12 protein-coding genes are annotated in these 11,506 nt (G+C 73.1%); 5 read left to right on the top strand and 7 right to left on the bottom strand.

The window, feature by feature from the left end; all coding sequences use genetic code 11:
- The first annotated feature begins 202 nt into the window (after positions 1 to 202).
- A complete protein-coding gene (locus ACR9ZK_RS17640; protein ID WP_481343256.1) occupies positions 203 to 577 on the top strand; it encodes a cupin domain-containing protein in 375 nt (124 codons plus the stop codon).
- A gap of 14 nt (positions 578 to 591) precedes the next feature.
- Positions 592 to 1,782 (top strand): adenosine deaminase, encoded by a 1,191-nt coding sequence (locus ACR9ZK_RS17635; RefSeq protein ID WP_481343257.1) that lies wholly within the window; start codon positions 592 to 594, stop codon positions 1,780 to 1,782.
- Between the two features lie 19 nt (positions 1,783 to 1,801).
- Here the strand turns inward: ACR9ZK_RS17635 and ACR9ZK_RS17630 are convergent, their stop codons facing one another.
- Genes ACR9ZK_RS17630 through deoC form a run of 4 tightly spaced genes read right to left on the bottom strand, consistent with a single transcriptional unit; the run spans position 1,802 to position 5,860 of the window.
- Positions 1,802 to 2,479, bottom strand: coding sequence for a uridine kinase family protein (locus ACR9ZK_RS17630; protein WP_481343255.1), 678 nt, complete (start codon positions 2,477 to 2,479; stop codon positions 1,802 to 1,804).
- A gap of 7 nt (positions 2,480 to 2,486) precedes the next feature.
- Entirely contained in the window at positions 2,487 to 3,374 is an 888-nt protein-coding gene (locus tag ACR9ZK_RS17625) for an aldehyde dehydrogenase family protein (RefSeq protein ID WP_481343254.1), read from the bottom strand.
- Entirely contained in the window at positions 3,371 to 4,855 is a 1,485-nt protein-coding gene (locus ACR9ZK_RS17620) for an aldehyde dehydrogenase family protein (protein ID WP_481343253.1), read from the bottom strand. Before ACR9ZK_RS17620 ends, ACR9ZK_RS17625 begins: the two co-directional genes overlap by 4 nt.
- A 12-nt stretch (positions 4,856 to 4,867) precedes the next feature.
- Positions 4,868 to 5,860 carry a deoxyribose-phosphate aldolase gene (deoC, locus tag ACR9ZK_RS17615; protein ID WP_481343252.1) on the bottom strand — a complete coding sequence of 331 codons (993 nt, stop codon included), beginning with the start codon at positions 5,858 to 5,860 and terminating at the stop codon, positions 4,868 to 4,870.
- A gap of 163 nt (positions 5,861 to 6,023) precedes the next feature.
- On the opposite strand from deoC, the gene ACR9ZK_RS17610 reads away from it, so the two are divergent.
- Entirely contained in the window at positions 6,024 to 6,707 is a 684-nt protein-coding gene (locus ACR9ZK_RS17610; protein ID WP_481343251.1) for a PH domain-containing protein, read from the top strand.
- Positions 6,708 to 6,728: 21 nt separating this feature from the next.
- Here ACR9ZK_RS17610 and ACR9ZK_RS17605 read toward each other — a convergent pair whose 3' ends face one another.
- Together ACR9ZK_RS17605 and ACR9ZK_RS17600 are read right to left on the bottom strand one after the other, a co-directional pair.
- Complete coding sequence (locus tag ACR9ZK_RS17605; RefSeq protein ID WP_481343250.1) at positions 6,729 to 8,459, bottom strand: phospho-sugar mutase; 1,731 nt, start codon at positions 8,457 to 8,459, stop codon at positions 6,729 to 6,731.
- Positions 8,459 to 9,292, bottom strand: a complete 834-nt coding sequence (locus tag ACR9ZK_RS17600; RefSeq protein ID WP_481343249.1) for a purine-nucleoside phosphorylase — start codon at positions 9,290 to 9,292, stop codon at positions 8,459 to 8,461. The genes ACR9ZK_RS17605 and ACR9ZK_RS17600 overlap by 1 nt, the downstream gene beginning before the upstream one ends.
- Positions 9,293 to 9,357: 65 nt before the next feature.
- Between ACR9ZK_RS17600 and ACR9ZK_RS17595 the strand changes: the two genes are divergently transcribed.
- The gene (locus ACR9ZK_RS17595) at positions 9,358 to 10,761 is read left to right on the top strand and encodes an NAD(P)H-quinone dehydrogenase (protein WP_481343248.1); all 1,404 of its coding nucleotides are present in this window, start codon (positions 9,358 to 9,360) and stop codon (positions 10,759 to 10,761) included.
- Positions 10,762 to 10,764: 3 nt separating this feature from the next.
- Here ACR9ZK_RS17595 and ACR9ZK_RS17590 read toward each other — a convergent pair whose 3' ends face one another.
- On the bottom strand, positions 10,765 to 11,034 hold the full coding sequence (locus ACR9ZK_RS17590) for a hypothetical protein (protein WP_481343247.1): 270 nt from the start codon (positions 11,032 to 11,034) through the stop codon (positions 10,765 to 10,767).
- Positions 11,035 to 11,129: 95 nt separating this feature from the next.
- Between ACR9ZK_RS17590 and ACR9ZK_RS17585 the strand changes: the two genes are divergently transcribed.
- A partial coding sequence (locus ACR9ZK_RS17585; RefSeq protein ID WP_481343246.1) for an antitoxin occupies positions 11,130 to 11,506 on the top strand: 377 nt, incomplete at its 3' end.

Below are 11,506 nucleotides of genomic sequence, written 5' to 3'. Positions count from 1 at the left end.
GAGTAGGACGCAGCCGGACACACTTTCACGACAGAGGCCCTCCCGGGACACCCCGGGCAGGGCCTCTGCCGCATTTTACGGAGCGTTTGCAGGAGCCCTTCCGCCGGCGCCGAACGGGGTTCACCCGGCGTTCGCGGGGTCGTCCACCGGGCGCCTTTCGGCGGCGTCTTCCGGCCACCGACGCGGGGCGTAGGGTGGCCTCGTGCCTCATCTCATCGCGTCCCCGACCCGCATTCCCGTGCCCGGTGGCAAGGTCATCGACGAGCACGTCGGCGCCGTCAACAGCCCGGACGCCGGCCTCGGCTCCTCGGTCTCCGTCGCGCACATGGTGGCGCCGGCGGACTGGTCGGAGCCTTTCCAGACCCCGGAGTTCGACGAGATCACGCTCGTCCTGCGGGGCCGGGTGCTCCTGGACCATGACGGCGGCCAGCTGTCCGTGGAGGCCGGCCAGAGCGTCGTGACACGGGCCGGCGAGCGGATCCGCTACTCCTGCGGCCCGGAGGGCGCCGAGTACGTGGCGGTGTGCCTGCCGGCCTTCAGCCCCGACACGGTCAACCGTGAGGACGACGAGCAGTGACCGACCGCGCACCGATGACGTCGGTCCCCACCTCCTCGTCGGACGCCGGCCTCGTCGGCGACCTGCGGGCAGCCCCGAAGGTCCTGCTGCACGACCACCTCGACGGCGGGCTCCGACCCCAGACCATCATCGAGCTGGCCGGCGAGGTGGGGTACGAGTCCCTGCCGGCCACCGACGCGGGGGCCCTGCGCAGCTGGTTCCGCGAGAGTGCGAACTCCGGCTCGCTGCCGCGCTACCTCGAGACGTTCGACCACACGCTCGCGGTCATGCAGACCGAGGAGGGGCTGTTCCGCGTCGCGAGCGAGTGTGCCCAGGACCTGGGTGCCGACGGTGTCGTGTATGCCGAGAGCCGCTACGCACCGGAGCAGCACCTCGGTCGTGGCCTGTCGCTCGAGGCCGTCGTCGAGGCCGTCAACGCCGGCTTCCGTGACGGGGAGGCGAGGTCCGCCGTGGCCGGTCACCCCATCCGGGTCACGTCCCTGCTGACGGCGATGCGCCATGCCGCGAAGTCCGCGGAGATCGCCGAGCTCGCGGTGAGGTACCGCGACCGCGGCGTCGCCGGCTTCGACATCGCGGGTGCCGAGGCCGGCTACCCGCCCACGCGGCATCTCGACGCCTTCGAGTACCTGCGCCGCGAGAACGCGCACTTCACGATCCACGCCGGTGAGGCCTTCGGGTTGCCGTCGATCTGGGAGGCGATCCAGTGGTGCGGAGCCGACCGGCTGGGCCACGGCGTGCGCATCGTCGACGACATCACCATCGACGACCGGCCCTTCGGTGAGTGGCTCGACGGGCACCGCGACGACCCGAAGGCGCTCGTGCACGTCGAGCTCAAGCGTGTGCGCCTCGGCCGCCTCGCCGCCTACGTGCGTGACATGCGCATCCCGCTGGAGATGTGCCCGAGCAGCAACCTGCAGACCTCCGCGGCGCTGTCGATCCCGCTGCACCCGATCACGCTGCTCAAGCGGCTGCGGTTCCGCGTGACGCTGAACACCGACAACCGGCTCATGAGCGACACCTCGATGACGAAAGAGTCGACGCTGCTGGCCGAGCAGGCGGGCTGGACCCTCACGGACTTCCGGTGGGCGGCGATCAACGCCATGAAGTCGGCGTTCATCCCGTTCGACGAGCGCCTCGGGTTCATCAACGAGGTCATCAAGCCGGGGTATGCCGCGTTGGGCTACGTCGCCTCGCCGATGGGCTGAGGCCCGCCGCTCGACGGCGTCAGGGGCGGCTGTTCGTCACGAGGTGCGAGAGCTCCGTCTCCGCCTCGCGTGGCGTGATGCAGCGCGCCCCGAGGGCCTGGGCCTCGGCGACGACGTGCGGCTCGTCCCGCAGCAGCGCCAGGCCCCGCCGGAGGAGGATGTGGGGCGGCTTGCGGCGCTCGGCGAGGTCGCGCGCGAACCGGCGCAGCGCCGTGACGTACCGGTTCTGTCGCACGCACAGCGCGTCGGCGAGCAGACCCTCGGCGCGCAGCGGCGCCACGAGGCGCCCCGCGAACAGCCCCTCGGCGAGGATGTGGTCGCGGGGACCGGCGTCGACGGCGTGCCGACCCGTGACGGCGGAGGCCCCGATGTCGTACACCGGGACCTCGACGTGCCCGGTGTCGACCAGGGTCCGCAGGGCGGTGACCGCCGCGTCGGCGTCCCACGAGTCGATGTGGTCCCAGTCCGCGATGCCGATGGGGGAGCGCGGCAGCCGTGGGTCGTCGTCCTCGCGGTAGAAGTCGTCGAGCCGGACGACGGGCCAGCCGTGGGCGGCGCTGAGCCGCGCGGCCAACCGGCTCTTGCCGGCGCCGCTCGGCCCGGTGAGCAGCAGCACGCGTCGTCGGCCGGGCGACGAAGCGCTCGCGATCTCGCCCGTCGCGTCCGTGCCACCCACGGCCTCGCGCCCCGCGCTCACGAACCGGTCACAGGCCCTTCGGGTGCCAGACCGTCTTCGTCTCGACGAAGGCACGGATTCGGGTCAGGCCTGGGTCCGCGCTCCAGTCCGGCTCGACCGCGGCGCCCTCGGACAGCGCCGGGCGCAGGACCCGCTTGAGGTTGCCGGCGGCCTCGGCCTCCAGCGCGCCCCACTCGAGTCCGTCGGCGCCGGCCGCACCGGTGAGGTCGATCGCGTTGACGTCGCGGTGCGAGGCGAGCCACGGGGCCACCTCGGCGGTGCGCCCCGTCACGATGTTGACGACGCCGGCCGGCACGTCCGACGTGGCCAGGACCTCCCCGAACGTGACCGACGGCAGCGGCCGGTCGGTTGAGCTGAGCACGACCGCGGTGTTGCCCGTCGCGATGACCGGCGCCACCACGGACACGAGGCCCAGCAGCGAGGAGCGTTGCGGCGCAAGGACGCCCACGACGCCCGTCGGCTCGGGAGCGGACACGTTGAAGAAGGGTCCGGCCACCGGGTTGAGGGTGCCGAGCACCTGGGCGACCTTGTCGGTCCAGCCGGCGTACCAGACGAGGCGGTCGACGGTCGCATCGACGACGCCCGACGCCGCGCGCGCCGACAGTCCCTCGCCTGCTGCCACCTCCTCGACGAACTGCGCGCGCCGGCCCTCGAGCACCTCGGCCACGCGGTACAGCACCTGGCCGCGGTTGTAGGCCGTGGCCGCCGACCACGTGGGGAAGGCGCCACGCGCCGCGACGACGGCGTCGCGCAGGTCCTTGCGCGAGCCCATCGAGGCGTTGGCGAGGAACTGGCCCTGGGCTGAGACGACCTCGTAGGAACGACCCGACTCGCTGCGGGGGAAGGCGCCCCCGATGTAGAGCTTGTACGTCTTGCGGACGTCGAGGCGGCTCATCGGGCGGCTCCCGTCGCGGTCGAGGAGACTGTCGCAGGGGTGGTGGTGAGGTAGGCGTCCAGGCCGTGGCGCCCGCCCTCACGGCCGTAGCCGGACTCCTTGTAGCCGCCGAAGGGCGAGGCCGGGTCGAAGCGGTTGAAGGTGTTGGCCCAGACGACGCCGGCGCGCAACCGGTCGGCCATCCAGAGGATCCGCGAGCCCTTCTCGGTCCACACGCCGGCCGACAGGCCGTACGCCGTGTTGTTCGCCTTGGCGACGGCCTCCTGCGGCGTGCGGAAGGTCAGGACCGACAGGACAGGGCCGAAGATCTCCTCGGTCGCGACCCGGTGGGTCTGCGAGACGCCGGTGAGGACGGTGGGCGGGAACCAGAAGCCCTTGCCCGGCAGGGTGCACTCGGGGCTCCACCGCTCGGCGCCCTCGGCGATACCGGCGTCGACGAGGGTCGTGATGCGGTCGAGCTGGGCCCGGCTGTTGATGGCGCCGAGGTCGCTGTTCTTGTCCATCGGGTCCCCGACGCGCAGGGTGCCCAGGCGACGCTTGAGCCGGGCGACGACGTCGTCGTGGACGCTCTCCTGCACGAGCAGGCGCGACCCCGCGCAGCAGACCTGGCCCTGGTTGAAGAAGATGCCGTTGACGATGCCCTCGACGGCCTGGTCGATGGGCGCGTCGTCGAAGACGACGTTGGCCGCCTTGCCGCCGAGCTCGAGGGTGGCCTTCTTCGCGGTACCGGCGATCGATCGGGCGATCAGCCTGCCCACCTCGGTCGAGCCGGTGAAGGCGATCTTGTCGACGTCGGGGTGCTCGACGAGCGCCTGGCCGGTGCGCCCGTCGCCGGTGAGGATGTTGACCACGCCCGGGGGCAGGTCGGCCTGCTGGCACACCTCGGCGAACAGCAGCGCCGTGAGCGGCGTCGTCTCGGCCGGCTTGAGCACGACGGTGTTGCCCGTCGCGAGCGCCGGCGCGACCTTCCAGGCGAGCATGAGCAGCGGGAAGTTCCACGGGATGACCTGTGCGACGACGCCGTGCGGTCGGGGCACGGGTCCGCCGGACGGCGTCAGGCCCGCGTACTCGAGCTTGTCGGCCCAGCCCGCGTGGTAGAAGAAGTGGGCCGCGGCCGTCGGGACGTCGACGTCGCGGGTCTCCTTGATCGGCTTGCCGTTGTCGAGGGTCTCGAGGACGGCGAACTCTCGCGCGCGCTCCTGCAGGATGCGCGCGATGCGGAACAGGTACTTGCCGCGCTCGGCGCCCGACAGACGGCCCCAGGCACCGTCGTAGGCGCGGCGGGCGGCGGCCACAGCCTTGTCGACGTCCTTGGGTCCGGCCTGGCTGACCTCGGCGAGGACGGACTCGTCGGCGGGGTTGACGGTGGCGAAGGTGGCCTTGGGGCGGGTGAAGGCGCCGTCGACGAAGAGGCCGTAGGACTTCTCGATGGTGACGACGGCGCGCGACTCGGGCGCAGGGGCGTACTCGAAGGTGGGCATCAGGGTCCTCGGTCAGTCGATCGTCACGTAGTCGGCACCGGAGTAGGCGCCGGTCGCCAGCTTCTGCCGCTGCAGCAGCAGGTCGTTGAGCAGGCTCGAGGCGCCGAAACGGAACCACTCCGGCGTCAGCCAGTCGTCGCCCGCGATCTCGCTGACCATGACGAGGTGCTTGATGGCGTCCTTGGTCGTGCGGATGCCGCCGGCGGGCTTGACGCCGACCTGCACGCCGGTGACCTCGCGCCAGTCGCGCACCGCCTCGAGCATGACGAGGGTGACCGGCAGGGTCGCCGCGGGGGACACCTTGCCGGTCGAGGTCTTGATGAAGTCACCACCGGCGAGCATCGCCAGGTAGGACGCCCGGCGCACGTTGTCGTACGTCACGAGCTCGCCGGTCTCGAGGATGACCTTGAGGTGCGCGGTCCCGCAGGCGGCCTTGACCTCGGCGATCTGGTTGAAGACCGTGAGGTGGTCGCCGGACAGGAACGCTCCCCGGTCGATGACCATGTCGATCTCGTCGGCCCCGGCGCGCACGGCGTCGCGGGTGTCGGCGAGCTTGACCGCCATGCTGGCGCGCCCGGACGGGAACGCGGTCGCGACGGCCGCCACGTGGATGCCGCTGTCGCCGAGGGCGTCCTTGGCGGTCGCGACCATGTCCCCGTAGACGCAGACGGCCGCCGGACGCGGCGTCGTCGGGTCGAGCGCGTCGGGCACGAGCGCCTTGGCGCACAGCGAGCGGACCTTGCCGACGGTGTCGGCGCCCTCGAGCGTCGTCAGGTCGATCATGCCGATCGCGGTGTCGATGGCCCAGGCCTTGCTCGTCGTCTTGATCGACCGGGTGCCGAGCGAGGCGGCCCGCGCCTCGCAGCCGACCTGGTCGACGCCGGGGAGCCCGTGCAGCCACGAGGTCAGGGCCGAGTTGGTCAGGCGCGACACCCCGAGGACGTCCCGCGCCTGGGCGGTGAGCTCCTGCGCGCTGCGCGTCGTCGTCGTCGTACTAACGGTCACTCGCCGAGTGTATCCACCATCCGAGACGCCCCCGACCGAGCCGAGGCGGCCCCGGCCGTCGTCGCCACGTCCGGCGCGTGAGAGAGTCAGGCGATGACCCTCGGACCCGGAGGGTGCGTGCCCGGCTGACCGGGCGGTGACGACGAGGCGACGGGGAGGACGCGTGAGCCGCGACGACGAGGCGTTCGACGCCACACGCCCCGGTGGCGCCGCGGACGCGACGCCGGCGGGCCTCGGACCGCTTCGCGACCCCCACACCGTGCGTCCCGGGTCCTCGATCGCCGTCGGCGCGGCCGGGGGCGTCTGCGGTCTGGCCCTGCTCGTGCCGGCTCTGCTGACGCCGTCGCGCAGCTGGACGCTCATCTCGAGCGTCGTGCTCGCCCTCGTCCTCCTGTGGCTGTTCGTCGTGCGTCCGAGCGCCGTCATCCACGCGGAGGGTGTGCGCCTCGTCAACCCGATGCGGGTCGTCGACGTGACGTGGCCGGCCATCGACGAGGTCCGCTCGCGCTGGGCGCTCGAGCTGTTCTGTGCCGGGCGCAGGTACACCGCCTGGGGCGTGCCGGCCGACCCCGGCCGGCCCAGGTACGGACGTCAGGCCCTCGCCATCGGGGCCAACCGGCTCCGAGGCACGGCCGGCACCGCCGGCGCCGAGGCCGACACCCGTCCGCGCCGTCCCAAGGTCGATGCACAGACCGTCGCGGCCGAGATCGAGGAGCGGCGGGAGCAGGACCGCCGCCGCAAGGACGGGCGCACGCCGCGCATCGCCACGCAGGTGTGGGACCCGGTCTCGGTCGGGCTGCTCCTGGCGGCCGCCGCCTTCTTCGTCATCGGGACCTTCGTCGTCTGAACGGGTGGGCAGGGCCCGCGGTCAGATCGCGGTGAGGTGCTCGAGGTCGGCTCGCACGGCGGCGAGACGCGTCTCGGCGGTGGCGCGCGCCATCCGGAGCGCGTCGGGCCCCTCGACCGGCTCGATGACCTCGAGGTAGACCTTGACCTTCGGCTCCGTGCCGCTCGGGCGCACGATGACGCGGGAGTCGTCCTCGAGGTACCACCGCAACCCCTCCGTCGGCGGCAGACCACCGTCGCCGCGCGACAGGTCGTCGACGCGCACCACGGTGATTCCGGCCACCGACGCCGGCGGGCCGGACCGCAGCCGGTTCATCAACGTCTCGGTCCGGGACAGGTCGGACACCCGCACCGAGAAGGAGTCCGTGGCGTGCACGCCGTGCTCGGCGGCGAGGTCGTCGAGCAGGTCGGTCAGCGTGCGCCCCTGCGCCTTGAGGGACGCGGCGAGCTCGGCCAGCAGGAGCGCGGCGCTGACGCCGTCCTTGTCGCGGACCAGCTGCGGCGCGACGCAGTAGCCGAGCGCCTCCTCGTACCCGTAGCGCAGGCCCGGCACGCGTGAGATCCACTTGAAGCCGGTGAGCGTCTCCTCGTGGTCCACCCCGGCGGCTCGGGCGATGGCGGCGAGCAGGCGCGAGGACACGATCGAGTTCGCGAACACGTCGCCGCGCCCGACGCCGCGCCGCACGACGTGGGCGCCGAGCAGGGCACCGACCTCGTCACCGCGGAGCATGCGCCAGTCGCCGAGGGCCGGGTCGTGCACCGCGGCCGCACAGCGGTCGGCGTCCGGGTCGTTGGCGATGACGAGGTCGCACGGCGCGGACCGGGCCAGCGCCAGGGCCAGGTCGATGGCCCCCGTCTCCTCGGGGTTGGGGAACGCGACGGTCGGGAAGTCGGGGTCGGGCACGGCCTGCTCGTCGACGGCCGCGAGGTCGGCGAACCCGGCGCGCTGGAACGCGGCCGTCACGGTCCCGTGGCCGACGCCGTGCAGGCTGGTGTGCACGATCGCGAGGTCGCGCGGCGAGCCGGCATCGAGGACGGTGACGACGGCGTCGAGGTACTCCGAGAGCAGCTCGTCGCCGAGGGTCTCCCAGCCGTCGTGCGCGCGAGGGACGTCGGCGACGCGCTCGACGCGGGCGATGTGCGCGGCGATCTGCGCGTCGGACGGCGGCACGATCTGGCTGCCGTCGCCGAGGTAGACCTTGTACCCGTTGTCCTGTGGTGGGTTGTGGCTCGCCGTGACCATGACGCCGGCGTCCGCGCCGAGGTGACGGATCGCGAAGGCGAGGACCGGTGTCGGCAGCGGCTGGGGCAGGAGCAGGGCGCGGCCCCCGGCGGCCACGACCACCGCCGCGGTGTCGCGGGCGAAGACGTCGGAGTTGTAGCGGGCGTCGAAGCCGATGACGACGGTCGGGTGGTCGCCGGCGCCGCCCTCGCTGCGCAGGTAGGCGGTCAGCCCGGCCGCGGCCCGGATGACGACGCTGCGGTTCATCCGGTTCGGGCCGGCGCCGAGCGCGCCGCGCAGTCCCGCCGTGCCGAACTCGAGCATGCCAGCGAAGCGGTCGGCCAGGTCGGTCCGTGCCGCGTCGTCGCCGGCCGCCGCCCGCTCGAGCAGCGCGTCCAGCTCGCCGCGCGTCGTCGGGTCCGGGTCGTCGTCGCGCCACGCGGCGACGACCGCGAGGAGCGCGTCGGCGCCGGGGGCGTCGGTGCCGGGGGCGTCGGTGCCCGGGGCGTCGGTGCCGGGAACGGCGGCCATCAGATGCGCCCCACGACCGCGGCGAGGAGGCGACCGCACCGTTCCGCGGCCGCGCGCCCCGCCTCGAGCACCTCCTCGTGGTGCAGCGGCGTCTCGGAGATGCCGGCCGCGAGGTTGGTGACGAGCGAGATGCCGAGCACGTCGAGGCCGCACTGGCGGGCCGCGATGGCCTCGAGGGAGGTCGACATGCCGACGAGGTCACCCCCGATGACCCTGGCCATCTGCACCTCGGCCGGGGTCTCGTAGTGGGGCCCGCGGAACTGCACGTAGACGCCCTCGTCGAGGTCGGGGTCGACCTCGCGTGCGAGCTGGCGCAGCCGGGGCGTGTAGACGTCGGTCAGGTCGACGAAGTTCGGTCCCTCGATCGGGGAGTGCGCCGTGAGGTTGATGTGGTCGCGGATGAGGACCGGGGTACCCGGACCCCACGCCGGGTTGAGGCCCCCGCAGCCGTTGGTGAGGACGACGGTGCTGCACCCGGCGGCCTTCGCCGTGCGGACGGCGTGGACCACCGACCGCACCCCACGGCCCTCGTAGAAGTGGGTCCGCGTCCCGAAGACGAGCGCGCGCCGGCCGGTCTCACCGATGGCGACCGAGCGCATCGTGCCGGAGTGCCCGGCGACCGCGGCGCGGTGGAAACCCGGGACGCCGGCGTTCTCGATGGTCGTCAGGGTCTGCCCGACGAGATCGGCGGTCTGACCCCAGCCGGAACCCAGGACGAGGGCGACGTCGTGGCGCTCGACCCCGGTGCGCTCGGCGATGACGGCCGCCGCGGCCTCGGCGACGGCGAAGGGGTCGGTCGAGGGGTCGGCGAGGTCGAGGTGCGTCGTGGTCACGCTCAGGACTCTAGCGACGCCCTCCACGTGCCGGACACCTCCCGGCGGGATGGTTGGATGGACGCGTGATCACGCGTGAGACGTCCGTTGTCATCATCGGGGGCGGCCCGGGTGGGTACGAGGCGGCGCTCGTCGCCGCCCAGCTCGGCGCGCAGGTCACGGTCGTCGAGAAGGACGGCCTCGGTGGCGCCGCGGTCCTCACCGACTGCGTCCCGAGCAAGGCGCTCATCGCCACCGCCGACTACATGTCCGACTTCCAGACCGCCTCGCACCTCGGCGTGCGCCTGCAGGACGACGACGGCGACGAGGTGTCCGATGCCGTGGCCCAGGCCGGGACGGTCAACGGCCGCATCCTCGAGCTCGCCGCCGCACAGAGCGCCGACATCCGCGGCAGCCTCGAGCAGGTCGGCGTCACCGTCCTGCCCGGCACGGCCCGCCTCGCCCGGCGCGACCTCGTCGTCGCCGACCTCGCCGACGGCACGACGCGTGAGCTGCCCGCCGACGTGGTGCTGCTGTCCACCGGCGCCTCGCCGCGGGTCATGGACACCATGCGCCCCGACGGCGAGCGCATCCTGACGTGGCAGCAGATCTACTCCCTCGACGAGCTGCCCGAGCGGATCGTCGTCATCGGCTCCGGCGTCACCGGTGCCGAGCTGGCGCAGGCCTACCTCGGGCTCGGCTCGCAGGTCGTCCTCGTGTCCTCCCGCGACCGCGTGCTGCCCGGGGAGGACGCCGACGCCGCGACGGTCATCGAGGAGGTGTTCCGCAAGCGCGGCATGGAGGTGCTGAACAAGTCGCGAGCGGCCTCGGTCGAGCGCACCGCGGACGGCGTCGTCGTCACCCTCGTCGACGGCCGCACGGTCGAAGGGTCGCACGCCCTGCTCGCGGTCGGCTCCGTGCCCAACACGGCGGGCCTCGGCCTCGAGGACACCGGCGTCGAGCTGAGCCCGTCCGGACACATCCAGGTCGACCGCGTCTCGCGCACGAGCGTCGGCGGGGTCTACGCGGCCGGAGACTGCACCGGGGTGCTGCCGCTCGCCTCCGTCGCCGCCATGCAGGGCCGCATCGCCATGTGGCACGCCCTCGGCGACGCCGTGGCCCCGCTCAACGTGCGCGGGGTGGCCGCCAACATCTTCACCGAGCCCGAGATCGCGACCGTCGGCATCAGCCAGAACGCCGCCGACGAGTCGCCCGACGTCGAGTCGGTCATGCTGCCCCTCGCGCGCAACCCGCGCGCCAAGATGCAGGGCATCACCGACGGCTTCGTCAAGCTCTTCTGCCGCAAGGCCCACGGCACCGTGCTCGGCGGCGTCGTCGTCGCACCCAAGGCGTCCGAGCTCGTCTTCCCGGTGGCACTCGCCGTCCAGAACCGGCTGTCGGTCGACCAGGTGGCCAGCACCATCACCGTCTACCCGTCGCTGTCCGGGTCGGTCGCCGAGGCCGCGCGACAGCTGCACCAGGCCGACTGAGCCTCAGCGGGGCGTCGGGTCGTCCGGGTCGGCAGTGCCGTCAGGGGACGTGGGGCCGACGGGGTGGTCTGCGTCCCCGGTGTGCTCGTCCCCGAGTGACTCCTGCTCGCGCCGGTCCTCCTCCGCCCACCGCTCGCGGCGCCGCGTCGAGACCCGGTCGCGCAGCCAGCGCTGGAAGAGCCAGAAGAGCAGGACGAACACGAGCGCGACGAGCAGGTTCGTCACCGAGAAGCCGTTCGGCTGGGTGGTCGCGGTGGACAGGGTCACAAGCACCCCAGCAGTGTGCCAGAGGCGTAACGTCGGCTCCGTGGCGGCGCCGCCGCCGTCCGGGGCGCTCCCCGCCCCGGTCCAGCCATCCCGGAGGACACGTGAGCGACTGGATCAGCAAGGCCAAGGACTTCATCAAGGGCCATCCGGACCAGGTGGGCCAGGGCCTCGACAAGGCCGAGGAGCTCATCAACGAGAAGACGGGCGGCCGGTACGCCGAGCAGCTCGACGAGGGCTCGGACCGGGTCCGCGACGCCCTCGGCCTGCCGCCGGAGGACGACGGGACGCAGCCCGGTGCGCCGGGCGACCCGACACCCGCCCCGACACCTGCCCCGACGCCTGAGCCGGGACCGACGCCCGGGCCCGCCCCCACGCCTGAGCCGGGACCGAGCCCGGGGCCCGCGCCGACGCCGGAGCCCTCGCCGGGACCCGCGCCGGTCCCTGTCTCTTATACACATCTGACGCTGCCGACGACGGA

It is taken from the genome of Monashia sp. HAY1-5C, from assembly GCF_056755255.1.
The sequence above is the reverse complement of the archived record's forward strand: the minus strand, read 5'-3'. Positions and strand labels throughout refer to the sequence as shown.